This is a genomic window from Paenibacillus sp. Pae15 (assembly GCF_024519685.1).
Lineage (GTDB): Bacteria > Bacillota > Bacilli > Paenibacillales > NBRC-103111 > Paenibacillus_G > Paenibacillus_G naphthalenovorans.
Genome location: NZ_JALJRM010000007.1, coordinates 49,079 through 74,614 on the forward strand (window position 1 = coordinate 49,079; position 25,536 = coordinate 74,614).

Consider the following 25,536-nt stretch of genomic DNA (forward strand, 5'->3'; position numbering starts at 1 on the left):
TGCGAACAATGACGGCCTCATTTTCATTGTGACTAGTTCCTTATCCATGTTGTCGTACCCCAGCACTCTTCCTCCATTGAACTTGCCTTCCATTGCCCGCTTTTCCATTCCCAGCCTCACTCGGAATTCCAGAGATATATTACGAATGCCTCTTTCCACGTCATTTATATAGCTGAAGATAAGCCTGATTGTTCAGCCAACTGTTCTCGCGTCATTCCTCTGAGTTTACGTACCCTACGAATTTGTTCACCTACCGTTTGCTTGAAATCCATTAAGTATCACCTCAACTTCATCTTAGCAGAGTGTGATTGGGACGATTATCCTATGACAGTGACAATTGAACTACACATAGATGGGCAGCTTGTTGTATAATGTCCTCGTATAGCAACTTCCAAGATTCTACATTTTTTGATAGGGGGTATCACAAAACAGAAAGACACTGAACAAATTGCTCCATGTTACCTATAACGGTCAGGACACTCCAAAGAAAAGGGGAAACAAAAGCAATGAAGAAAATGACAACTCTGCTTATCACCTTTGTATTACTGTTTGGTACAGTCGGCGCGGCGTCAGCGGCACTGCCTGAATACGGAGAGGAGTGGCAAAATGCACCTGCCAATTCGCCGACCGTGTCATTTACTGACCTTCCACCGACGCATTGGGCGTACAAGTACATAGCTGAAATGGTCAACAGAAAAGTGATCGATGGCTATCCTGACAAAAAGTTCCGTCCAGACAACACCATCACACGTGCTGAATTCGCCAAGATCATGCTGACCGCTTCAGGAATTCAAGCGAAAAAGGTGAATTATTCATCGTTTTCTGATATTCCGGTTACAAATTGGGCATCTCCTTTTGTGGAAGCCGTCAAGGACTACATGAGCGGATACCGTACTGCGAGCGGGGAGTATATCTTCAATCCTGCGTCACCTGCATTACGGGAGGATATCACGGTTGCCCTTGTGAAGCTCAAAGGATATGATATGAGCCGCTTGCCCGACCATAGCACGATCCAAGCTATGTTTAAGGACTATGACGGTATCTCCGAGTCTGCTAAGGATTACGTAGCCATCGCAGTGGAAAATGGGCTGGTTTCCGGGTTCCCGGATGAAACGTTCCGTCCGCAAGCAACGGTTACCCGGGCTGAAGCTACGGTAATGCTTTGGCGGGCCTTCCAGTTTGGAAATGACAACAAAACCATAGGCGGCGAACAAACGACCACACCGTCTGTACCGCCGGTAACTCAACCGGGTCAAACAACGAACCCAACATCGCCAACAACAAATCCGTCAACACCAAGCAACCCGCAACAACCATCACAGGCGGTGAAATTCAGTGTAGATACTTTAGTTGGCGGTAACGGTCAAGGGGATGTGGACGGGCCTGTACGCATGGCGAAAATCAACGTTGTCGACAGTATGGTTGTCGATAAGAATAACAACGTCTTTTTCTTGGACAGTCAAAAGAAGAAGATTCGCAAATTCAACAGTTCCAATGGAGCGGTCGAAACATACAAGACGATTAACCATGAGTTCAACTGGGATCTCAAGAATGGAAGTCAGGTGACCCACTTCGATTACACAAATTTGACGCCAATGAAACTGGCTTATAACTATGCAAACGATAAGCTGTATTTGGCATCAAATGTTTACCTGCCATCCAAATATGGAACCGATGCTGTTATCTATGATATTTCAACCGGCATCAACATGGCCGCTTATGGGCAAAAGTCCGGACGCTATTATGACTTCATTGCATTCCCAGATAACAACTCTGTTATTTATGGTATAACCGGGGCTCATGAATCGAGCATCTTTCAGGGGCAACTTTCCGCTCAGGCAGACCTTCTCGCCAGCAGTTCAACATACAACGACATTGATGTGTCTGACTATTATGGCTATGCTCCGGTTGCCACGGCATTTGCGACAGACAACAAAGTATTTGTTTTCGGTCGGAGCAAGCTCTATAGTGTTCAGTTATTTCCCCTCAAGGTGGATAAAGTCGTTGATTATGATAATACCCAATATGACAGCGTCACGGCTCACGAGGGCAAATTTTATTTGACCAGCGGAGCTACCATCTACGAATTGAGTACAGATGGAAATATGTCTACCTTTGTAGATGGAAATGACCTTATCTACAATGATGGCCTGCCCATTAAAAAGATCGATCTGATAAGCTTCGATAATAACGGCAATGTCATCCTCTATGATAAAGAAAGCAATGCGATCCGGCGTATCAACCTGTAAAATTCCGCATCATTACAAAGGAGGGAGCCGCGTGTTCCCTCTGCTTTTTTAGTCTGGATTCATGGAGGAAACCGTTTGAACAACAGCTACTACTGCAAGAAATGCCGAATGGATCACGAAATCACGAGTACTATCGGCGTCCGGCATCTGCATCATAATCTCACCGAGAAAGAGATCGCTAATTTCATTAATATCGCCACAACCATCCCTACATATGAGGTAGCCCGTTACGGAATCCCAAATGTGTTCGAGGGAACCGATGCATTTGTACGTGAAGTAAAAATCACTCAGACGCTTCAGGAGAAATTTCCGAATGTGGATGCATTTAAGACAACCGATGGATTGAAAGAGTGGCTTGAAGAGCAGTTGCAGGGAAGCAATAACGCTGCTGCCAATGCCCTAAGCCGCATTCAGGGGGACGCGGCTGGCGAAGTCGATTTCGTTCGGGAAATGCAAGGGCACATCCGCAATATTTTTACGAAAATTGATTTTCCGCGTAACGCGGCTGGCAGAATCGTCAGCAACAACCCCGGCATTGATGCAATAGAGTACAACCGCCTGACCGGGGAGATCATCAACGAGTACCAAGTCAAGACGCTTCGTTCCGCAGACAGCATCAACGAGACGTTGAAGGATTTTCTGAACAACGACCATTACAAACCGACCACTGTCCTTGTTGGCCCACAGGAATTGATTGATCGTGCCCATGAACTAGGCATTCCGAATCCGACAAAGGTGATGGGGACGCTTCAAGACAATCTGGACTCAGCCAATGAGTTGAGCAATAAAATCCTGAACGAGCAGCTTGCCGTTGGGATGACACCGGGTTCGGTTGCAGGCGAAATGATTAGCGGGGCGGCAATCGGAGCAGTTATTTCCGTAACGGTATCCGGCCTCGTCACTTACTTGCAGTATAAATCGGGGAAGATCACATTTGACGAGATGAAGATGAAAATGGCAAAGGACGGTCTAAAAGGGACCATAACCGGAGGTGCGTTGGCAGGCTTATCGTTGTTCATTCCGGGCGGTATCATCGGTGCTGGCGTCGGTTTCGTCGTCGGTGTAACACTTCGCCGGTTGCTGGATGAAGCATACGGCGATGGTATGTTTGGCGGAGTGTTGGAAACAACAAGAGCCGTACATGCTAATGTGAAACTCTTGAACAACGGTACGGTTTACGTCGCACAGCTTACCGAGATGAACGGATATACATTGGCAAAGGCTCTCTCCACCGTTGATGATATGATTGCCGACCGCATGCAGGCCGACAACATCTACACCAAGTTGGAGCGGGACAACGACAATAGGATGCGAATCGACTACAGTCAACAGGCAGACAGCATTCTATCCCGATTGGATAGCATGCGAAACCGTCTGCAAGGAGGACGATAACCTGTGACGCAAATGAATGAAAAAGCAGTTAGCCTCCCAAGCAAACAGCAGGTTAATGAAGTTGTTAAAGAAAACCCGCGGCTGGTTGATCAAAACCAGGTAAAGTCCATTGTTCAACAATCCCTTTCTCAGCTCTCATCTATTGAGCACCGGCTGGATCGGCTTGAAAATCAGGGAGTGATCGGGCGTGTCATTGGATCGATTACCGGTTCCACAAACAAAGAAATGATATCGCTCATGAGGGATTTGACACAAGCCCAACAGACAACAATCAAGCTGGTGCTGACGTTGGCCGTCTACCATGCACAAAATGTCGCGGTCATGGATGAAATCCTGGATGAGTTGGACAAGGCCAAGAGCGTCCATACTTGGACTGCATCGCATATTGAGTTTCTGTACGATCAAGTGCAGATGATCCGGGATACGCATCGACCGCAGAAAAAGCAATTGGCCGGAAGGTGGGCTATGTTTGCGGCAGGGTTGCTTGTATCGGTTATCGTGGCGACATATTTATTCTGGAATTAATAATATTAATATGCTGCGTGTTAGAATGATCAAGGAGCCCATTTTTGGGGCTCCTGTTTCATGTTAGACATATCTATGGTAAAGCAGAGATTGAAGTAGCAGTGGAAAGTAAAGATATATGTCGCAATAACATGACTGACAATTATTCTTGACAAAAGTATTGACAGTACTGCATATAAGTTTTTGTTTTTGAATAAAATTTATTTTTTGTCCGCTTTCATCCTCATTGCTTGTTTGTCTATGTTTTGCGCAACCTCGATCAATTGGTTTATGGGTTGGGTTCCGGCTAAAATAAGTGTAAACCCATTTCGCTGCCAAGTTATATAGCTGGTGCGATCATCCGGATTCTTTGTACTGAATTGATAAGAAAGAACATCCGCTTCCAGTCCGTTTAAATCCGTCGTTGATTTGATAACAGGATTTACACTACTTCCTTCAAACTGTGGAAGGTTAACCGCATTAGGAACGACGTCTAAAAGCATCCCCGATCTGTTAAAGGCATGGATTTCATAGCCTATTCCATTATAATCTGTAACCCGGATGCTCCCCTCTTGATCAGGAATCCGTGGTATTTCCATCCCAATATATTGCTCCATTTCGGAGTAAGCAGTAAATTGCTTGATATTTGGGCCCATTTTATCTATAACGTCAAACGGACCATGATTGCCAAAATGAAACTGCGAACCTCGAAGCAAATGTGGGTCTTCAGGCTGTTTTGAAACATCTTCATAGGTCGCGGAGTATATAAAATGTAAACCTGGTATTTTCATTAGGATCGAAGCCATTGCGGGCGAAGCAAATCCGGAATAAATGATGCAGGAGAAAACAATGGAGGCTGCCGCCGTGGTTTGTACCCAGCCCCACTTTAATCTCTTCTTCGTCTCTGTTTTCGCTTCATTCATTTGTTCAGGCAAGCGTGTTAATACTTCTTCTATACCATTACTGAAAAACTCGGGGACGGAGTTTTTCCTTTTTTGCCTCATATGTCTCAACGCTTGATCGATATTATATTCGTTCATTCACAAAACCTCTTTCGTTGTAGTGATCGCTCATGAATTGGGATAATCTTTTTCGTGCGCGATTAAGCCTGGATTTTATTGTTCCCTCCCTCTGTTCCAAAATCTCGGCGATATCCTTAATCGATAAATCTTCCATATAGTGTAAGAGGATGACAGTCCGATGATCTTCTTCCAAGCTGTTGATTGCTTCCTGCAGTTCAATACGGTTTTCGAAACGTTGATCGGCTGCAGGTTCGACTATTTCCCCTATGGGGATTACTTTTTTACGTGATCGGGCGATGCGCATACATTCCCGAATAAGGATGCGAATCATCCATGTTTTAAAGAAGCGAGGATGGTTCAATGTTGGAAGCGAAACATACGCTTTGATGATCGCCTCCTGCGCTGCGTCTAATTTTTCCTGATCAGATTTCAATATCGACGATGCTATGCGATACAGATTTCCCTCCATATTTTTTATCAATCTCGTAAAAGCATCTCGATCACCTTGCTGAGCTTTCCTTACGTCTTCTTCCATCCAGGTTTTCACCCCCTTAAAGTTATTTTCATCTATTTGAGTCCGTAACTATGGGGAAAGGTTCCCACATCCGTTTAATTTAGATCAACTTTTTTCATTTTTTATTGAATTCTATGGGCACTCGTGATGTCAATTATTGTTAATTATTATTCTCTAGTAGACAGAAATGAGAATTCGTTTTATGCTAATTTAGTATTTTAGTAAACATCTAGAGAACAGGAGAACTATCATGAGAAAGATACCAGCATCCCAGTCTTCTCCTAAGGCAGGGCTAAGCGAACGGTTTACTTCCACCGGGTTTATTTTGGCGGCAATCGGAAGCTCGGTAGGTTTGGGGAATATGTGGAAGTTTCCCTATATTACAGGACAATACGGTGGAGCCGCATTTTTCCTATTGTTTATCATTTGTCTCATTGTAGCAGGACTGCCGATTTTGCTTGCAGAGTTGACGATCGGCCGCGGAGGAAGGGGCAATGCATCCACTTCCTTGTTTAACCTGTCAGGCAAAAAATATTGGGGCATCCTCGGACTGTTCCCTGTCATAACGGCTTTTCTGGTCATGTCTTATTATGCCGTTGTAGTCGGATGGACATTGCATTATACAGTAGAATCGTTCACGGGCTTGCTGTTTCAATCGGGCGTCGACTATAAAGAGAAATTCGAATCCTTTGCCGGCGGATATATGCCGTTGTTTTGGCAAGCCGTAGTTATGCTGCTCACGGGGTGGATTATAGCCAAAGGCATTTCCGGTGGAATTGAAAAGTTTAATAAGATTTTGATTCCAGGCTTTTTGCTGATTTTGCTTATTCTTATGGTTCGATCCCTTACGCTTCCGGGGGCAGAAGAGGGGGTAAGCTTTTTCTTAAAGCCCGATTTTACAAAACTTAATGCGGAATCGGCGCTAGTGGCACTGGGGCATGCATTCTTCTCCTTATCACTCGGATTCGGCTGTATGCTCACTTACGGGTCTTATGTCAAGAAAGAGCAATCCTTGGGTGCCGCTACGCTAGCTGTTGGATTTGGCGATTTGTTTTACGCGTTGATTGCTGGCCTGGTTATTTTTCCTACCGTTTTCTCCTATGGGCTTCAGCCCGGCGAAGGTGTAGGATTGGTCTTTATGGCACTGCCTGTGGCTTTTTCGCAAATGCCGTTTGGATTTTTCTTTGGGGGCTTATTTTTCCTGCTGCTGGCTATTGCTGCACTAACCTCTGCGGTCTCTATATTAGAAGTGCCCGTAGCATACGTTATGCGCAAATGGCAGCTGAGCCGTAAAAAAGCTTCGGTGTATACATCAATCATCTGTTTTTTAGTGGGTATTCCGTCAACCCTTTCCGTTGCGGGAATCCTCGCCCCATTCCAAATTGGAGGCAAAACGATTTTCAATTTGGTCGATTTTACTACCTCATATATATTAATGCCGCTGGGCGGTCTTATCATTACATTGTTTACCGGGTATGCATGGAAACGTGCAGGTGAGGAAGCGGGACTGTCGGGCATCTGGTATAAGCTATGGATGTTCTTGCTGCGTGTAGTGTCTCCGATCCTGATTGTGCTCATTTTCCTGTATTCGGTAGGGCTGATTTCCTTAAAATAACTATATATGAACAAGAAAAGGGGAACAGGTATACTGTTCCCCAATCATTTAAGTAAAGCCTATTTTCATTCCAGGCTTAATTATAAAGCTTTGCGAAGAAGCTCCTCAAATCCTTTTTGTGTAGGAACCCTTGGATTGTTTCGGACAAGACGCGCGATGGTTAAAGCGGTTTGAGCAATATGCGGAATGTCTTCCTCGCGGATACCGATCTGGGACAGCTTTGTAGGCAGACCGATTGCGCGCAAGGTGTCCAATACCGCAGAGGATGCTTTTTCCGCGATCTCCCGGTCCGTTAATCCGTCCACATTCACATGAAACGCTCTTGCGATATTGGCCATTTTTTCAGGTTCAACATCGCCGTTGAAATCCATGACATATGGCAGAAGGAGCCCCGTCACTTCGCCGTGAGGCGATTTGACCAGACCGCCGATCGGATAAGCCAGCGCATGGGCTGCAGCTGTCCCGGCATTCGAGAAAGCCAAGCCTGCGAGCAGGCTGCCAAGAAGCATATTCGATCTGGCTTCTACGTTGCTGCCCTGCTGTACGGCGACGGTTAAATTGCCGGCAATGAGGCGAATGGCTTCCATGGCCAGCGCATCACTGATCGGAATGGAGCCTTGGAACAAGATGCTGCCTTCCGCTTGAATATACTTATGGTTTTTGGCTGTATAAGCCTCAATGGCATGCGATAAGGCATCGATTCCGGCACATGCCGTTACGTATGGGGGAAGCCCAAGCGTTAATTCGGGATCCAGCAAGGCGACAGCCGGGCGAAGGTAATTGTCGGAAACGCCTACCTTAAGATTGTTGTCCGTATCGGTAAGTACCGCAACGGATGTGACCTCGGAGCCCGTTCCTGCTGTCGTTGGTATGGCAACTAAAGGAGCAATCGGCCCCGGAACCAGATTCTCTCCAACGTAATCCAGCGGATGTCCGCCGTGAGCCATCAATAAGGCCACCACTTTCGCCAGATCAATGCTGCTGCCTCCGCCAAGAGCGATAACGGCATCGGGATTCAATTGATCCTTGGCGAATGCGAAACACTCTAATACCGAGCTTACCGGAGGTTCCGGTACAGCTTTGTCATACACGACGATCGTATAACCGGCGTCTTGCAAAATAGAAATGACTTTATCGGCAATGCCCGCTTGCTTGATTCCCGGGTCGGTAACCAGCAGAACGCGGTTTGCTTTAAGACGCTTCAACACTCTGTCCAATTCACGGATGGCACCATTACCAAATACGATTTGTCCCGTTGAGAAATACTCCCAGACGTTTCTCATGTTCATACCCCATTATCTATTAAGATATAATAATCATTCCGGCTGCTTATTGCATATGAATAACGACAATCTTCTCATCCGTCATTTCTTGAACCGCATGATGAGGGCCTTCTTTTCCGGTTCCGCTGTCCTTGACACCGCCATAAGGCATAACATCCGCACGATAAGTGGAAACGTCATTGATGATTACGCCGCCGAACTCCAGTTCATGAGCGGCACGCATGGCCAATTGAAGATCATTGGTGAAGAACCCGGCCTGAAGTCCGAAGCGGGAATCATTGACCTGACGGAATGCATCGTCAATGTCCTCGTAAGGCACAATACTGATGACAGGCGCGAATACCTCTTGGCACATCACTTTCATGTCAGGGGTGGTGTTCGTTAAGATGGTAGGCTGTAAAACAGCTCCCTCCCGTGTACCTCCGAAAGCGATCTTGGCGCCTTGCGCCACCGCTTCTTTAATCCAGGATTCAGCACGAATCGCTTCTCTCTCGGCAATCATCGGGCCGATATCGGTTGAAGGGTCTTTCGGATCGCCGACCTTCAGCTTTTGGGCAACTTGGATGGCTTTGTCTACAAACTCGTTAAATACGTCTTGGTGAACATAGACGCGCTGAACCGAAATACATGCCTGACCGGCATTGGAATAGCCGCGTGTGACGCAGAGCTCCGCCGCTCTTTGCAGATCAGGGGCGTCCCGATGCACGATGTTGGGAGAATTGTTGCCAAGCTCCAACGTCACTTTGCGGATGCCTGTCGCGCTCTTGATATGACGTCCGACACCCGGGCTGCCCGTAAAGGTGTACATTGCGATGCGCTCATCTTCCAACAAATATTGGCCCATTTCCGAGCCTAGGCCGTTGACCACATTTAAGAAACCTGCGGGAAGTCCGGCTTCCGTCAAAATTTCAGCCAATTTGCAAGCGATGATGGGCGTCATCTCCGCCGGCTTTAATACAATGGTATTTCCGGCTGCAATGGCCGGCCCTACTTTATGGACAGTCAAATTGAACGGAAAATTAAAAGGAGTAATCGCACAGACCACGCCTACCGGAACCCGAATGCTGAAAGCCATTTTTTGGTCATTGCCGGGCTGTCCCAAAGGAATGCCTGTACCGGCAATGCGCTTGGCTTCTTCCGCCGATGCAATGAGCGTTTGGGTGCCTCTGTCGATTTCGGCAAGCGCGTCTTTCAGCACTTTTCCTACCTCGCGCACCATCACAAGCGCCAATTCTTCCTTGCGGTCTTGAATGATGCCGGCGGCTTTCATCAAGATATCGTAACGTTGGGTAGGGCTCAGTTTACGGGAACGGAACGTTTCGAGTGCAGATTCAACAGCTTTATTTACGGTTTCTTTCGATGCATTCCCTACGGTGGCTATCGCTTCTCCCGTGTACTTGTCGTAAACCGTAAAGTTGTTCTCATCATGGATCCATGTTCCGTTAATGTAATGACCGTAAGTTTCCATGTTCTCTCTCCTCCTCAGGCATGAGTAAAATCTGTTTTTGGAAAATAACCTGTCGAATCGAAGCTCATCTCTTCCGGTTCCCCGAGCACCTCAATGTGAGGCTGATTGAGAATTTCCGGCAAAAGCGGTTCCGAAACGTATAGATATTCCAAATGAAGCGTATTTGGAATGCGGACAATTCTGGCCCGCTCCGGTTCTACGCCCCAATTGGAGCGGAGTGCAGTCTTCAATGCCTCACGGTCGTTGTCGAGCACAATCGGCACGGCCGCCCGGGTCAAAAATGTGCTGGTGATGACATTCTCGTTCATCTTTTGAAAATCAATTTGATCAAACAATCGTTTGGTCGTTACATCCGCAAGCCCGATGCCCAGCGCATTGCCATGCGACTCCTCGCTGACATCGCTCGCGATAATATATTTGATACGCGGACTGCTGGGCTCAGGAACGCCCAAAATCCGGATACGTCCGATAATGTTCGTATCCATTCCGGTTCCGCTGTAGTTTTTTCCAATTTCATCAACAATAAGAACATCGATATCCTCAACAGGAAGCTTAGGCATTAAAGCGGCGGATTGCCGAAGCAGCTCTGATTCACGCTGCGGGATAAGCGGCGTCGGGATCGCTTCAATGATAGCGGTTTGTTCAAAGGCATTTTCTACAATGCCCACGCCGCACACAATATTCACTTTTTGGAGCATCACCTTGGCGACTTCTGGCATGATGTCGCGAATGCCATGCACGCCATAGCTGTGAATCAGCAGCGCTTGCTTGTGCTTGCCCATACCAATCGCAGCCATTTTCATCAGACCGCTCTCAATGCCGATCGGTGATTTGAAATCGGTATGCACCTTGATTCTTCCCATGAGCAGGACGCCGTCAGCTTCTACAGCATATTTATCTACAAAGACCGGCATCCCTTGGGGAGTTTCACCTACCTGGACCACTTCCATGGAAGACAGAATAGGCGCGCCGCAGAAGTCCTCGGTGACTCCTAAGCTCTCCAGCACTTCGACTTGGCCTTCCGCTGTTGCGCCGCCGTGACTTCCCATCGTTGGAATAATGAAGGGGATTGCACCGATCTTCTTCAGCTCTTGAACCGCCGCTTTCACGATGGTCGAGATATTGGCAATTCCCCGACTTCCCACGGTAATCGCAATGCGTTGGTCCGGCTTGATTTTTTCAGCCAGGCCGACCTTTGCGAATTCCTGCGCGATGGTCGCATCAATGTCGGTTACAACAGGTCCGGTAAATCGCTGCTTAATCTTCACCCATTTTGGAAACAGCATGGTTTAGACAGCACCTTTCTAATCCGAATAGTGTATTCTATCTCTCTACCCAAAATAACCAGACTTTGCGCTTATTTAAATAGTTGAGGCAAGAGTAGTGAAATTTTTGGAACATAAGTAATGATTAATATATCCACGACAAGCACGAACAAGAAAGGAACCAACGGTCTCATAATTTGTTCCAATCGTATACCTGCAATTTGACAAGCGACAAACAGATTCACGCCGACAGGTGGTGTAACCATACCCATAGCCAGGTTGACGATCATGATCATACCGAAGTGAACAGGATCGATGCCGAGCGCAACCGCTACAGGCGTTAACAGCGGAGCCAGAATAATGATCGCTGCGGAAGTTTCAAAGAACATACCCACAAACCAGAGCAATAAGTTGATCAAGAACAAGAAAACAATCGGGCTGCTGGAGATGGAAGTGAAGAACTCTCCGATTTGCTGTGGAATTTGTTCACGGGTCAAGATCCATCCGAACATACCGGCATTGGCAATGATGACCATGATGATCGCAGTCGTAATGGACGACTTGGCGAAGATATTCACAAGATCCTTCCATTTAACTTCCTTATAAATAAATACTCCTACGATAAACGCATAGGCAACGGCGACAACGGACGCTTCCGTCGGTGTAAACAATCCGCCGTAAATTCCCCCGAGAATGATGACAGGCATAAGAAGTGCGAGCAAAGCTTCTTTGAAGGCTTGGACTTTCATCGCCATGGTGATTCCCGATTTTCCTTTATAGCCTTTACGCTTGGCAATAAACCAGCAGGTGAGGATCAGGGAGAACGAAATCATAATCCCGGGTATAAAACCGGCCAAGAACAAATCGCCAATGGATACACCTGCGGAAATACCAAACAGAATCATTGGAATAGAAGGAGGAATGATAACCCCTAATTCACCGGATACCGCTTGAGTAGCGGAAGCAAACCGGATATCATAGCCGCGCTGCACCATGGCCGGAATCAGAATCGACCCGATGGCTGCAGTCGTAGCCGCACTGGAACCGGAAATGGCGGAGAAGAACATGGCCGTTACGACGGTTACAACCGCCAGACCGCCCGTCATGCCCCCAACGAGGGAGTTAGCCAGGTTGACCAATCGACGTGAGATTCCGCCGGTTTCCATAAGAGAGCCGGCTAAAATAAAGAAAGGGATAGCCATTAGCGGAAAAACGTCCAATGCCGCAAACATCCGCTGAACCAGAACAAGCAAAGGCATGTTGCCGTCGCTAAGAACAGCGATCGTAGAAGCAAGTCCTAATGACAGTGCTACAGGCACGCTGAGCAGCAGTAAAATCAATAAAGAAACAAGCATAGTCAGCGCCATACGTTATTCACTCCCCGAAAATACTTCTTTTTGTTGTCCGTCTTTTCCCACAATGGTTTCCAACAATACAGCGATTGCGTTTAAGAGCATGAATATACCGCTAACGGGAAGTGCCGCATAAGGAATCGACATCGGGATACGCAGGCTTGGGGATTCTTGCGCCGAAACATGACCCAGCATCTCGAATCCGTAATAGACGAGAATAAAAAAGAAAATCATGGTAATCACTGTAACCAGAACGCGGACAATCCGCTTCAAGGTCGGATTCAAGCGTTCAACAATGGCCTCCACGCCGATTAATGCGCTGTAACGAACCGCCAAGGCCGTACCCAAAAACACAAGCCAGATCATGCAGTAACGCGCCAGCTCCTCCGACCAGTCGGGCATTTCAACATCAATATATTTACCTGCAAAGCGAATGACGACCTGGAATACGACAGCAACCGACATCACGGCCAACAGCAGCGCGCACAGGTAGCGCAACAGCTTATTCAATCCGTCTATATATTTAATGATCGTAGTCATACGTTCACATCCTGTCCTTATCTGTGGGATGGTGAATGGCGGATGAGAATCTCATCCGCCGCGGTGGCTCTCTTGATAGCTTATTTTACATCCTGAATTTTTTTGATTAAATCACCGAACTGCGGCTGATACTTGTCATATACCGGCTTCACGGCATCTACAAAAGGCTGAATGTCCGGCTTTTCGTTAATCGTCATACCTTTTTGAGCCAACTCTGTGAGGTATTGCTTCTCCATGTCTTGTACTACTTGACGCTCGTAGTTTCCTGCTTCCACAGCGGCTTCGCTAAGCGCTTTCTGCTGCTCTGGAGTCAGGCTGTTAAATGTGTTTTTGGAAACCATCAAAAGCGACGGAGAGTAGAAATGGCGCGTCATGGTCAGGTGCTTTTGAACTTCATTGAAACGGGAGGTGTAAATAACCGGTACCGGATTTTCCTGCGCATCGATGACACCTTGCTGAAGCGCGGTAAACAGCTCGGTAAAGGACATTGGAGTCGGTTGGGCGCCAAAGGCCTTAAAGGTATCGCTGTGGATCGGATTTTCCTGGATCCGGATTTTGATGCCTTTCAGATCTTCAGGCTTGTTAATGGCAGCGTTTTTATTTGTTACATTACGGAATCCGTTTTCCCACCAGGCCAGTGTCGTTACGCTCGGCAGTTTCTCTTCCACTTTCTTACGCAGATCTTGTCCAATTTCCCCGTCGAATACTTTATGTGCATGATCGGCGTCGCGGAACAAGAACGGCAAATCTACAACGCTAATTTCCGGAACGAAACCGTTCATCGGAGCCGTCGAAGTCAATACCATATCGAGGCTGCCCACATTCAAGCCTTCAATCATATCGCGCTCGCCGCCAAGCGATCCGTTAGGGAAGATCTGAAGCGTAAGCTCGCCGTTGGATTTTTGCTCAACCAGCTCTTTAAACTTTTCCATCCCTTTTTGATAATGGGACGTATCCGCCAGCGTATGTCCGATTTTCAGAGAAACCTTTTTCGCTCCTCCTTCTGTGGAGCCTTGCGATTGTCCGCCTCCGCCGCATGCCGTTAAGGTGAGGACAGAAGCAAGTGTCAAAACAGATATTAGTTTTTTCATGATATACCCCCTGATACAATGTTATGAAGAAATCGTTTTCAATAATAAAATACACGAAATTGTTGAATATTACAATACCTAAATTTCAAAAAAAGTGATGTAAAATAAAACGATTTTATATTTTGCATCATTATTTTTTCAAAATAAAACAATTTCAAGGAATTATTATCCAATATTATTTGAATCCATCCAGCCGTTATTAAACCAAATACAGGATTCATTACCCATTTGTGCAATAAAGCAACATGATCCAAAAACAAAAAAGTCACCCTTCCGTTTAAGGTGATATTTCACCTGACGGTTTCAAGTGACATGGTAAAACTTTGCTTAATATGCTATCAATGCTTGTCCCTTATCCATCGGCTTTTTCAATTTCCTTGATTTTACGCCACAATGTCGAACGATTAATACCGAGCCGTTTGGCTACCGCCGTTTGGTTATAATCCTCCTCCTTCAGAACCCTGGAAATGATTTCCTTCTCCAATTGATCTAATGTTTTGCCCGCAATATCAATCCCTTGAACATGTGGATGGTGGTTTGCGTTCATATCCATTTCCTCTAAAAAAGGCAGCACTTCTTTCAGTTCGATGAAAGGGCCGGATGTAAATACACACATTCTTTCCACCATATGCTTTAATTCCAACACGTTGCCCGGCCATGAAGCATGGGTTAATCTGTCCAAAACCTCTTCCCGGCAGCCTACAATTTGTTTTCCGAATTTCGGATTGGCCGATACGATAAACCAGCGCACCAATTCCCGGATATCTTCTCTCCGTTCCCTTAAAGGAGGGATAACAATCGTTCCTCCATTCAAAAGATGGTATAAATCCTCACGGAAACGGCGTACTTCCACCAGCTCATGCAGGGACTCGGAGTGGGCGGCAATGATACGGACATCAATAGGGATCGTTTTGCCGCCGTTTTGACGGGCCACCTTCTTTTCCAGCAAAACGTTAATCAGCTTGGCCTGCAGTGGGAGCGATAATTTTCCGATGGCATCCATAAATACCGTTCCGCCATGCGCAAGCTCAAAAATCCCCGGCGTCTGCTCTTCGTGATCGCCCAGGAGTTCAAGCTCCATGTTTTTTTCATTGAAGGCTTCGCAATTGATAAATAAAAACGGCTGGTTTTTGCGACCGCTTTCATTATGAATTGCTTGAGCCAGACTGTGCTTGCCTGTTCCCGGTTCACCGTAAATCAAAAGAGGTGTGTCTGATTTGCAAAATCGCTTGGCCGTGCGGATCACCTCTTTCATAGCCGGGGAACTGGCAACGAGGTGATTGAAATGCTTGGTAGCCCGCGAGCTTTTGAGCGATTGCTTTTGACGAACCAGGCTCTCCGTTTCCTGGATATCGCTTACCGTCTGCAGAATCGTCAGCTCGCTTGGCGGGTTCCCCTGAACGGCTAAAGGCCCTTTGTTCAAAATGACGGTTTCCCCGTTCACCTCGATAATTTCCTTGGTACCGGGTCCGTTTGTCGCATCACAGGGGGCGCCTAGTGCAGGATGAATCGACTTCAGCTTTTGTGCCGTCGCTTGCTCTTTCGTAAGATCAAGCAGCTTTTCCGCTTTATCGTTCAGCACCTGAACCTTGCCTCGTTTATCTGTCACCAGAATTCCGTCAGGATAGTCCCGTATAATCGATTCGTATAATTGGCGGAGAGTCCTCTCTTTGGCCGTATAGTAAGCGACCTTCTCCGCTTCTTTGAGCGCCTCTTCCACCGATTCTCTTCCGGAGGTGATCAAGATGGCCTTCAGACCGAATTGGGATGCGGTATAAGTAGATATCTGGTCCCCTATAATGACTTGGATGTTTTGCTCTATGGCCGATCGGATCTGGTCTTCAATTTCCGTTTCCGTACTGATCGGAAAGAAGGTAAGATCCATTTCGAGCAGCTTTCCAACCTCGTCCGCACCTTGAATCGTATTGTGATAGCTCATGACCCCGATTTTTTCGGGATACCCCTTGATCAGCGTGAGCGTCCGCAAAATATCATAGCCTGAAATTTTCACATCTACTACGGGAAGCTGACAATGCTCCTGGAGCAGCAGGGCTGTAGCCCCTCTGCTGATAATCACGTCAAATCCCTTATTCTCGTACTCCTTGGCGATGGCCAGGCCTTTGTATAAATCGCCCATTTCCACATGAATATTTTTATGCAGGTCCTCATTGACTTCCAGAAACAATTCCTTTAATCCTTGATAAGGTGCTATTACTAAGATTTTGTTCATAGGAGGACCTCCGGATCGATGTGTTGCATTTTAGTACACTCATTGTAGCCCAACTCCTACAAGGTTTCAACACTGAAAATAAAACTTGCCGCTGGCAAACAGTAACCAGAATCGTACTGTCGGCAGCGGCAAGTTTTTTATTTTACAGTAAAGCCTTTAACTTGAACAAATCGGGCTTGGGTTTAGAGAGGGGGTCCGGGTTTTGGGCATTTACGGGTATAGGAGGCGCTGGGCGGCGCAGCTCGGTTTGAATCCCCTTTAGGACGGCTTGAATGATGTGATTGACGGCTTTATTCATCTCCGTCTCATCCGCAGCAGGCGATGGCCGTTTTTCCTTTTCCTGCACCGCATCCAGGATGTAGTCTATCCCTTTTGACTTGATATAGTAATTGAGCAAGGTATATTGCTCCTCCAGCCCGTTCAATTGGCGCTCGGCCTTTTCAATAAAAGCCTCTTTGCAAAATCGCGTCAGACGACGGTTTTTCAGCAGTTGTCTATAAAAGGTCATTAAACGATCAGCTTTGCCCTTGCTTTCAAGGTCACTGGAATTCAAATGAAAAACAATAGATCCAGCCTTGGCCACGTTGATCAGCTCCTGATTAGGACGGCCTGCCGATTCTGGCTTTCCACCGCGTCTTCATTAGTTTTGGAAAGCAATAATCCGAATTTCCAGAACCCCCGGGCATTGGATAATTGATAATCCTCAATCACGGTGATGTCTTTAATAAAATCTTTAAACCAAGGATGCAGTACCTTTACACCACCGCCTGTTAAAATCACCATGTCAAATTTGCTTCGGTTTCTCCAACGGATTTGAAGCTCATTGATGATGTATTCAGCGGTTTCACGGACAATTTTTTCTTTCATGTCCTGAATAGGAATCGTCAGGCGTTTGGAAGCCTGGTAGATGGAGCGGTCGAACTGCATCTCAACACTTTTTGGCGTGGCGAAGGCATCAGGGCTTTGGGCATTGATGTAATCGGCGAGACGTTGATAAATTTCATGAACGCCTACGGGGATGGTATGCCGGTCTTCGGGGATCGCCCTTAAGGAATCGATTCCGTCAATATCCGTCGTACCGGAACCGATGTCTACAATGCCGATATAAGAGGTTGCGATTTCTTTTCTGTCAATCAGTCCTTCTTCGTCAATGTATAAGTCCAGTATACTTCCAAGCGGCTGAGGCAGAATCTTGCATTCCTTCACATGAATGATCTTCTGTTGGCCGTTCATCAGGATATTGTGTTTGCCCTTGAATACACGGGCAAGCTCCTGTTCCCGCTTCGTGCCTTTTTCTCTTGAAGGACATCCGGTAACCAGAAAGACGTCGAATGACCCTTCTTCATTGATCAAGCTGGCTAAGCCGAATTGACTCAGCAACTTGTAATATTTTTGGGCATACCGGTCTTCGCTGGTATAGGTGGACAGGAATTTACCTTTGGCTGCATTCACCTCCTGCCCCCACATATATTGTTCACCTTCATACAAGCTTGACTCAAACTCGTTATATTGGATATCGCCTACGCCTGTGGAATCCTCTCTTCTCACGCTCTCTTTCGTCAGAAAGCCGCTCGGAAGAACCAGCCCGTTCACATCCTTGCTGTATCCCTTAAAATACCCGTTTCCATGATCAATTCCCATTACTATAAGATTGCTCAAGTATATCCCTCCATATCCTTATGTTTGGGTGAAAATCCAATATACAAAATAATATGGCGACGGGGGCAAGGATGTGACAAATACCTAAGCATTGCCGTGAAGCCAAATGTGTAATAAAATATAACATATGAAACCGAAAGGTTTCGTATTCTTTAGAAAACGGCCGAATGGAAAATCGGCGATCGATCCTGGAGGTAAGATGATGGAAAATAAAAGCCCGAATACACTGCCGGACATCCGGCAGACGCAGCTGTTGAATGCTCCGATTCAAAAAGTGTGGGATGCCGTCGCCACATCGGAGGGCCTTGCCGCCTGGTTTATGCCTAATGATTTTCAACCTGTAGTCGGACATGAGTTTCATTTGGAAGCGGGGCCCTTCGGAAAATCCCCTTGTAAAGTGACCGAAATCGATCCGCCTCACCGTCTGTCTTTTGAATGGGGCAAAGATTGGCTTCTTACGTTCGAATTAATCGAAAAAGACGGTCAAACCGAAGTTACACTGATTCATTCCGGCTGGGATGCGGACAAGGTTACCGAATTCGGACAAGCACATGCGATGGTTCGCGAACGGATGGGTCATGGCTGGATCGGCCTTCTTCAAAAGCTCGGCCAGTACGTCGAGGGTTAAGATGACGGCACCGGCACCGAAGCATGACGTTTTTCAGGCGATCGCCGATCCGACCCGGCGTAAGCTGCTCCAACTGCTTGTCGATCGGGAGATGCCTGTGACAGTCATCAGCGGATACTTTCCGATGAGCCGGACGGCGGTGTCCAAGCATCTGCGCGTTCTGGCCGATGCGGGACTCGTCAAAGAGAGAAAGGTCGGACGGGAGACCCGATACCGGCTTGATCCGGATCCCCTGCTCGAGTTGAAGCGTTGGCTGGCTTACTATGAACGGTTCTGGGAAAATAAACTCATGGCCTTGAAGCATTATGTTGAATCGGATGAAAGGGACGGAGACGTTCCTGCTGGGGCGCTTGGAGCAGTTGAACTTCAGACAAAGGAATAATTTCCATACCAAAAAGAGAGGAGCTCGGCGCTGCCTCTCTTTTTGGTTGACGTCCCATATTCACAGCCATGATGTGTTTAGTTAGTTTCCGTTCATGACCTCGGCGAGGATTTCATAGGACCGCAAACGGGCCTGGTGATCATAAATCTGGCCCGTCACAATCAATTCATCGGCCTGTGTGAGTTTAAGATAACGGTTCAACTGCTCCCGAACCGTATCTTTATTCCCGGCAACGGTATAGCTCAGCTGACTTTGAACGATCGCTTTTTCTTGAGCGGTCCACAACGGCTCCATGCTTTCCACCGGCGGATTTAATTGGCCCGGGCGGCCGCGGATGAGATTGAGAAATTGCTGCTGCTGGGAGGTCGCCAGTCTCTGGGCCTCTTCCACCGAATCAGCGGCGAAGACGTTAACGCCGATCATGGCGTAAGGCTCTTCCAACGCTTCCGAAGGACGGAAATGGCTGCGGTAGAGCTCCAGGGCCTGCAGGATGTAATCCGGCGCAAAATGGCTGGCAAAGGCGAAAGGCAGACCAAGCTGTCCAGCTAACTGTGCGCTGAAACCGCTGGAGCCAAGCAGCCAGATCGGGATATTCAGTCCTTCGCCGGGAACGGCTCGCACACCCATCGGGCGATTGCCCAGCGAGGGGTTCAGGTAACTGCGAAGCTCGCTCAGCTGCTCGGGAAAATCGTGACCGTCGCTTCCCAGTCCCCGCCGCAGTGCACGCGCTGCAAGCTGATCTGAACCAGGGGCTCTCCCCAATCCAAGATCAATGCGTCCCGGGTATAAGGATTCCAGCGTCCCGAACTGTTCGGCGATGACTAACGGGGCGTGATTAGACAGCATGATTCCTCCGGAGCCCACGCGGATTTTCTCCGTACCTGCAGCTACATGCCCGATAACGACCGATGTAGCCGAGCTGGCGATCCCTGTCATGTTGTGATGTTCCGCAAGCCAGTACCGGTGGTAACCCCACTTTTCGGCATGCCGCGCAAGGTCGAGTGTATTTTTAAAGGATTCTGCCGCTGTGCCGCCAACGACGATAGGGGCAAGATCCAAAATGGAAACAGGAATTTCATGAATTTGTTTAGCTGTAGAACTGCCTTTAACCATGGCGGGTTCCCCTTCCGTCCGGAAATGTAGCATCGTAACGATGAATTCCAGGTGTATAGTAAATTCTTACAGTATATTTCCTCACATCAATAGATAGTTATTCATATATTTATATTTTTAGATATGGAAACCGAATATATACATGGAGAATTTCTGTAAGAAACCCAGCCATGTATAATAGGTATTTTATCTATAATTGTTCCTGAATATAACCGGCCAACGCTTGAAAAGCCCGTTCGTTTCTTCTGTAATATGTCCATTGGCCGTGACGTGTCGCTTCCAACAGACCGGCTCTCTGAAGCATCAGCAGATATTGGGAAACCGTCGATTGCGATAATCCGGCCTTTTCTTGAATATGACCGACACAAACCCCGATTTTTTTACTATCACCGCCTTCTTGCGAGGGAAAGTGCTTCTCCGGTTCCTTTAGCCAATGGAGTATTTGCAGGCGCGTTTCGTTCGATAAAGCTTTAAACACTATTATTGGGTTCATGACACCTATTATATCGCGAGTTCTCGATATGTCAATGTTCATAAAAGGAGGCGGGGTTCAGTTGTGCACAGGTGTCATTGACAGAATTACATGTCGGAACTATAATTGCTATAGCAAATAAATGGGGGTCTGTCCTTGAATAATATTGATCATTCGTTAGGCTTTATCATCAATCATGCCGGCCGCAGATTAAGTCAGCTGCTTTCGCTTCATTATCAGCCGTACGACATCACCACGGAGCAGTGGACGGTATTAAACCGGTTGTCGGAGCGGGATGGAATCACTCAAAAGGACTTGGCCCATAGAGCGGAAAAGGACCAGACCAACATCACGCGAATACTGGACCAGCTGGAGCGCAAGGGCCTCGTCGAAAGAAGGCCGAACGCCGTCGACCGGAGATCCTTTTTAACGTTCATTACAGACAAGGGGAGATCGTTAAATCAAGTGCTGCTGCCTATTGAAAGTCGGGTAGTCAGCTCCGTTCTGGACGGACTGTCGGAGGAAGATGTTGAACGGCTTAGGGCGGCGTTGATCCAAATTACCAAGAATGCGAACAGAACCATTAACGAGTTGGAGGAAACGCTTTGAACAGGGAAAGAGACTTATGGAATCGTGATTTTGTTGCTGTATGCCTCAGCAGCTTTTTTTTATTTATGACTTTTTACATTTTGGCGGTTACGCTTCCGATCTTTGTCACGGATTCATTAAAGGGAGGACAGGAGCAAATCGGGCTTGTGATGACGGTTTTTGTCATTGCGGCGGTGATTTTCCGGCCTTTGGCGGGCAAATGGACCGACGAGTTGAATAAGCGCAAAATCGTCATGCTGTCGCTTCTGCTTTTTATGGGTTGTACGGCTGTATATACGATCATCGATAATTACTATGCGCTGCTTACCTTGCGGTTTATACACGGCATTGGATTCGGAATCGCTGCGACGGCGACGGGGGCGATTGCCGTTGGATTGGTTCCCGACCGCCGTAAAGGGGAGGGGATCGGCTATTTTAGCTTGTTTATGAGCCTGGCGATGGTCATCGGGCCCTTCCTGGGGCTGACGATTATAGAGCGCTACAATGCGTTTATTTTATTTGTTTTTTGTGTCATTCTCGCCTTATTGTCGTGTATCTTCGGGTTCGTTGTCCGGGTCCCGGAACAGGAGGGGCGGAAGACGGCAGAGCGAGCCACAGGCTGGAGGAAATGGTTCGAACCGAGGGCGCTGCCCATTTCTTTGGCCGGAAGTACGTTGGCTTTTTCCTACGGAGCGATTACCACTTTTATCTCCGTTTATGCCAAGGATCTGGGAATGGGGCCTTTGGCAAGCTATTTCTTTATCATTTTTGCTGCGATAATTGTTTTATCCCGTCCGTTTACAGGAAAAATATTCGATCGATTAGGCGCGCACGTGCTGGTTTACCCGGGGTTACTGCTGTTTACGCTAGGCATGATCGGGTTAAGCCTGGCTCAAACACCGTTTGTGTTTTTGGTTACAGGCGGCATCATCGGGCTCGGATTCGGCGCGCTTATCCCGAGCTTCCAAACCATAGCGGTTCAATCATCGCCGAACCATCGGCGAGGCGTGGCCACGGGGACCTACTTTGTGCTGTTTGATACCGGTTACGGCCTGGGCGCTTATCTGCTGGGCATCATAGCAGCCAGTACAAGCTATCATACGATGTATTTCATCGCAGGCCTTATCGTTGCTTGTACGGGGGCCATTTATTATGGCCTGCACCACCGGAAGTTCGCCGTTATGAAATCTTCCGGTGCGGTGAATAAAAAGGCGATTTGAACTGGATATCTGTTTACATCAAGAGGTGCCGGAATGAATTTTACGATTGTCATCTTATGTTTAATATGGGGATTTAACTGGGTTATTATGAAGCAGGCGAATTCGGTTTTTCCCCCGGTGTTGTTTGCAGGCTACAGGTTTGGGCTGGGCGCGGCAGTGCTCCTGGCCTTTTATGTTTATAAAAGGGTTCCGCTGCCGGATAAAAAGGATTGGAAATGGATTATCGCTTGCGGTCTCCTCCATACGACTTACTTCAATATAGCGATACAACTTTCTTTGAATGAGATGAGCGCGGGATTAACCTCCGTTCTGACGTACAGCATGCCGCTTTGGCTAACGGTGATGGCTCATTTTTGGATCCCGGGAGAACGGTTGACCCTCTCCAAAATGGCAGGAGTGCTCCTGGGCATAGCCGGATTGTTTTTGGCCCTCGATGTGCATTGGGGAGGGGGATTTGGCGCTTTTCTTCTGGCCTTGTCGTCGGGGATGGCATGGGCGGTATCCACGGTCATTATGAAGCGGAAGCTGGTTCATTGCGATAATATGCAGTTTACGACATGGCAGATGGCTGTGGGGGCCGTCGGGCTTTACCTGTATTCCTTGTGCTTTGAGCATGGCGAAAGCCGCTGGGGGATCATGCCTGTCATTTATATTGTTTTTGCGGGAGTGATCGCGTCGGCGCTTGCGTTTATACTTTGGTTTCGTATTTTGTCTACACTGGAAGCGAGCAAAGCGTCGATCTCGCTGCTGATGGTTCCGGTTATCGGAGTTTTATCAGGCTATCTTGTGCTGAACGAAAGTCTCAACCCTGCAACCCTGGGCGGAATCGTCTGTATTCTTGCCGGGGTATGGCTTGTTCATGCCCAAAAACCGGAGCTGCGCAAAAAAAAATACAATGGTGAATTTTCCTGCGGAAAATGATACACTTTAAACGGCTGAAGCACTTTAGGTACCCGAACAAAGGGAGGGGCTTACAGTGCTTTACTGGTTTAAGGCATGGCGTTATGGTATGAAAATCAAGCGGGTTGGAGGATCTGGTTTGCTATGAAGATCAAGATTTTACTGCTGGCCCCCTATCGAGGATTGAAAGAATTAGCTTTAAGCCTTGCGTCGGAACAGACGGATTTGGATATTACGGTAAAAGAAGGCGACCTTGAAGAAGCCTTGGCCATATATAAGCATCTGGAAAACGAGAAATTCGACATCATTATCAGCCGGGGAGGAACGGCGAATCTTCTTCGGGACCATGTGCCCCAGCCCGTGGTTGAAATTCCCTTGTCGGGCTTCGATCTCCTTCGTACGCTAACCTTGGTCAAAGACTATAAGGGGAAGCTCGAAATGGTGGCTTTTCCGAATATTTGCGATGACGTGATTGCCGTCTCCCACTTGATGGGGATTGATATTCCTTATACAGTGATCCATGAAGAATTGCAGGTGGAGGGGATTATCCGGCAAGCCAAAAAAAAGGGCGTTCAAGTGATCGTAGGAGATACCGTCACCATACGGCTGGCGAAGAAGCACGGATTGCAGGGCGTCTTGATTACATCGGGAAGAGAGTCTGTCATCGAGGCCTTTCATCATGCCAAACAGGTATATCAGGTGCTGCTACAGGCGAATAAGAAATACCGGGCTTACGAAGCGCTGCTCCATGAGCTGGAAGAAGGGATTGCGATGGCAGACGAGCAGGGGAGGATCAGCTTTTCCAATCCCGGCTTTCGCCGTTTCATGCAGCTGTTCGGAGAACCCGGGGAAACGGCCAATCCCTCTTTAGTAGAATTGTTTCCGGATTGGATGTCCATGGTGCAGACCGTCAATGAAAATAAAAAAGCGATCTCCTACGTAAACATTGGAGGACGGCAGCTGCAGTGGACCTTGGGGATTTTTGAAGAGGACAGGCATCGGCGTCTTTATTATGTAAGAATAAAATCACTCCGGGATGCAGAGGACGAACTGGAAATCAAGTATGCGCAGCCTCCCGTCCATTCGTTTACCCAGATTCTAGGGTCGGCCAGGGAAGGCAAGAAGGCCATCGAGCAAGCGAAGAAAGCCGCCGCCGAGCATCTGATTACGTTGTACGGAGAAGAGGGGACGGGCAAAAAATATATAGCCGGGGCCATTCACGGATCACTGGAACCCAAGAACGATTGGTTTATTGAATTGACTGTCAAGGCGGGCACCCCCGGTGCGCTTTCCAGATTAACAGATGCGCTGTCCGGGATTGAAAACGGAACGGTTTATCTCAAAGGGTTGGAAAAGTTCGATGAGCTCAGTCAAGCCGCCATTAGCCGATGGCTGGAGCGGCAGCCCAACAAGGTTATCATGTCCTTTAAGGAATCACCCGAGGCCATGTTGGACAAAGGGGCCGTAGGCCAAGAGCTGTATGAGCTGATTTCAAAACACCCTGTTTATATTCCGTCCCTGCGCGAAAGGATGGAAGATCTGGATGAGTATATCCGTTATTTTATTGGAAAATGCAATGAAAAGTACGGAAAACAAATCGTCGGCATCCGCAACGATGTGCTGGAAAGGATGTCTGAATATGCTTGGAAAGGAAACCTCGAAGAGCTTGAACAAATGATCGACTCCTTCGTGAGAATTTCGAAAGGGCATTATATTGAAAATGATGTGCTGTCCCTGATTCCATCAGATACCGGAAAAAGCGCGTCCCGCAGCGGCACGGTGGAAATCGATATTCATCAAACGCTGGAGGAAATCGAGCAGGAGATTATTCAACGCGTGCTTGCGGAGGAAAAGATGAACCAATCCAGAGCGGCCAAACGGTTAGGCATCACGAGAGCTACCTTATGGAGAAAGCTGAAGGAGACAAAAAACGGGTAAGAGTGTTTTAATTTTAAACACTTTTGCCCGTTTTTTTATAAAATCAAAAGTTTATATTGATTTACTATGCATTAACTATTATGATTTAGAATAGTAAGAGTTAGAAAATAA

Annotated in this window: 23 protein-coding genes; 10 read left to right on the forward strand and 13 right to left on the reverse strand. The window is 47.4% G+C overall.

Annotation, left to right across the window (positions count from 1 at the left end):
- Positions 1–506 precede the first annotated feature (506 nt).
- From NR121_RS07905 to NR121_RS07915, 3 genes are all read left to right on the forward strand, one after another.
- A complete protein-coding gene (locus NR121_RS07905) occupies positions 507–2,249 on the forward strand; it encodes an S-layer homology domain-containing protein (RefSeq protein ID WP_256831055.1) in 1,743 nt (580 codons plus the stop codon).
- 75 nt (positions 2,250–2,324) lie between these two features.
- Positions 2,325–3,641 carry a hypothetical protein gene (locus NR121_RS07910; RefSeq protein WP_054816968.1) on the forward strand — a complete coding sequence of 439 codons (1,317 nt, stop codon included), beginning with the start codon at positions 2,325–2,327 and terminating at the stop codon, positions 3,639–3,641.
- Positions 3,642–3,644: 3 nt separating this feature from the next.
- The gene (locus NR121_RS07915) at positions 3,645–4,166 is read left to right on the forward strand and encodes a hypothetical protein (RefSeq protein WP_054816969.1); all 522 of its coding nucleotides are present in this window, start codon (positions 3,645–3,647) and stop codon (positions 4,164–4,166) included.
- Positions 4,167–4,366: 200 nt separating this feature from the next.
- On the opposite strand, the gene NR121_RS07920 is transcribed toward NR121_RS07915, so the two are convergent.
- A complete protein-coding gene (locus NR121_RS07920) occupies positions 4,367–5,185 on the reverse strand; it encodes a DUF4179 domain-containing protein (protein WP_174349580.1) in 819 nt (272 codons plus the stop codon).
- Positions 5,172–5,702 carry a sigma-70 family RNA polymerase sigma factor gene (locus NR121_RS07925; RefSeq protein ID WP_074729520.1) on the reverse strand — a complete coding sequence of 177 codons (531 nt, stop codon included), beginning with the start codon at positions 5,700–5,702 and terminating at the stop codon, positions 5,172–5,174. The genes NR121_RS07920 and NR121_RS07925 overlap by 14 nt, the downstream gene beginning before the upstream one ends.
- A 229-nt stretch (positions 5,703–5,931) precedes the next feature.
- On the opposite strand from NR121_RS07925, the gene NR121_RS07930 reads away from it, so the two are divergent.
- Positions 5,932–7,296, forward strand: a complete 1,365-nt coding sequence (locus tag NR121_RS07930) for a sodium-dependent transporter (protein ID WP_062410225.1) — start codon at positions 5,932–5,934, stop codon at positions 7,294–7,296.
- An 80-nt stretch (positions 7,297–7,376) separates the two neighbouring features.
- Here the strand turns inward: NR121_RS07930 and NR121_RS07935 are convergent, their stop codons facing one another.
- The 9 genes from NR121_RS07935 to NR121_RS07975 form a co-directional block, all read right to left on the reverse strand.
- Complete coding sequence (locus NR121_RS07935; protein ID WP_062410226.1) at positions 7,377–8,579, reverse strand: hydroxyacid-oxoacid transhydrogenase; 1,203 nt, start codon at positions 8,577–8,579, stop codon at positions 7,377–7,379.
- Between the two features lie 46 nt (positions 8,580–8,625).
- On the reverse strand, positions 8,626–10,047 hold the full coding sequence (locus tag NR121_RS07940; protein ID WP_062410227.1) for an aldehyde dehydrogenase family protein: 1,422 nt from the start codon (positions 10,045–10,047) through the stop codon (positions 8,626–8,628).
- A 14-nt stretch (positions 10,048–10,061) separates the two neighbouring features.
- Positions 10,062–11,333 carry a nickel pincer cofactor-dependent isomerase, group 22 gene (locus NR121_RS07945; protein WP_054816972.1) on the reverse strand — a complete coding sequence of 424 codons (1,272 nt, stop codon included), beginning with the start codon at positions 11,331–11,333 and terminating at the stop codon, positions 10,062–10,064.
- Positions 11,334–11,404: 71 nt separating this feature from the next.
- Positions 11,405–12,679: a TRAP transporter large permease gene (locus NR121_RS07950; protein ID WP_054816973.1), complete on the reverse strand. Its 1,275-nt coding sequence runs from the start codon at positions 12,677–12,679 to the stop codon at positions 11,405–11,407.
- A gap of 3 nt (positions 12,680–12,682) precedes the next feature.
- Positions 12,683–13,204 (reverse strand): TRAP transporter small permease, encoded by a 522-nt coding sequence (locus tag NR121_RS07955; protein ID WP_054816974.1) that lies wholly within the window; start codon positions 13,202–13,204, stop codon positions 12,683–12,685.
- A gap of 80 nt (positions 13,205–13,284) precedes the next feature.
- Positions 13,285–14,295: a TRAP transporter substrate-binding protein gene (locus NR121_RS07960; RefSeq protein ID WP_054816975.1), complete on the reverse strand. Its 1,011-nt coding sequence runs from the start codon at positions 14,293–14,295 to the stop codon at positions 13,285–13,287.
- A 352-nt stretch (positions 14,296–14,647) separates the two neighbouring features.
- The gene (locus NR121_RS07965; protein WP_174349581.1) at positions 14,648–16,525 is read right to left on the reverse strand and encodes a PrpR N-terminal domain-containing protein; all 1,878 of its coding nucleotides are present in this window, start codon (positions 16,523–16,525) and stop codon (positions 14,648–14,650) included.
- 142 nt (positions 16,526–16,667) lie between these two features.
- Positions 16,668–17,108 carry a hypothetical protein gene (locus tag NR121_RS07970; RefSeq protein WP_074729514.1) on the reverse strand — a complete coding sequence of 147 codons (441 nt, stop codon included), beginning with the start codon at positions 17,106–17,108 and terminating at the stop codon, positions 16,668–16,670.
- Positions 17,109–17,113: 5 nt separating this feature from the next.
- Complete coding sequence (locus tag NR121_RS07975; RefSeq protein ID WP_256831056.1) at positions 17,114–18,184, reverse strand: ParM/StbA family protein; 1,071 nt, start codon at positions 18,182–18,184, stop codon at positions 17,114–17,116.
- Positions 18,185–18,386: 202 nt separating this feature from the next.
- On the opposite strand from NR121_RS07975, the gene NR121_RS07980 reads away from it, so the two are divergent.
- Entirely contained in the window at positions 18,387–18,812 is a 426-nt protein-coding gene (locus NR121_RS07980) for an SRPBCC family protein (protein WP_054816980.1), read from the forward strand.
- 1 nt (position 18,813) lies between these two features.
- Positions 18,814–19,194 carry an ArsR/SmtB family transcription factor gene (locus NR121_RS07985; RefSeq protein WP_054816981.1) on the forward strand — a complete coding sequence of 127 codons (381 nt, stop codon included), beginning with the start codon at positions 18,814–18,816 and terminating at the stop codon, positions 19,192–19,194.
- A gap of 81 nt (positions 19,195–19,275) precedes the next feature.
- Here the strand turns inward: NR121_RS07985 and NR121_RS07990 are convergent, their stop codons facing one another.
- Entirely contained in the window at positions 19,276–20,307 is a 1,032-nt protein-coding gene (locus tag NR121_RS07990) for an LLM class flavin-dependent oxidoreductase (protein WP_054816982.1), read from the reverse strand.
- 190 nt (positions 20,308–20,497) lie between these two features.
- Positions 20,498–20,800, reverse strand: a complete 303-nt coding sequence (locus tag NR121_RS07995; RefSeq protein ID WP_074729511.1) for an ArsR/SmtB family transcription factor — start codon at positions 20,798–20,800, stop codon at positions 20,498–20,500.
- A gap of 135 nt (positions 20,801–20,935) precedes the next feature.
- Here NR121_RS07995 and NR121_RS08000 point away from each other — a divergent pair, with 135 nt between their 5' ends.
- The 4 genes from NR121_RS08000 to NR121_RS08015 all read left to right on the forward strand — a co-directional run bounded on the left by NR121_RS08000 (position 20,936) and on the right by NR121_RS08015 (position 25,425).
- Positions 20,936–21,388 carry a MarR family winged helix-turn-helix transcriptional regulator gene (locus NR121_RS08000; RefSeq protein ID WP_217437203.1) on the forward strand — a complete coding sequence of 151 codons (453 nt, stop codon included), beginning with the start codon at positions 20,936–20,938 and terminating at the stop codon, positions 21,386–21,388.
- Positions 21,385–22,587, forward strand: coding sequence for an MFS transporter (locus tag NR121_RS08005; protein WP_256831057.1), 1,203 nt, complete (start codon positions 21,385–21,387; stop codon positions 22,585–22,587). The genes NR121_RS08000 and NR121_RS08005 overlap by 4 nt, the downstream gene beginning before the upstream one ends.
- 33 nt (positions 22,588–22,620) lie before the next feature.
- On the forward strand, positions 22,621–23,508 hold the full coding sequence (locus tag NR121_RS08010; protein WP_054816983.1) for a DMT family transporter: 888 nt from the start codon (positions 22,621–22,623) through the stop codon (positions 23,506–23,508).
- Positions 23,509–23,631: 123 nt separating this feature from the next.
- Positions 23,632–25,425 carry a sigma-54-dependent Fis family transcriptional regulator gene (locus NR121_RS08015; protein ID WP_256831058.1) on the forward strand — a complete coding sequence of 598 codons (1,794 nt, stop codon included), beginning with the start codon at positions 23,632–23,634 and terminating at the stop codon, positions 25,423–25,425.
- The last annotated feature ends 111 nt before the right edge of the window (positions 25,426–25,536 follow it).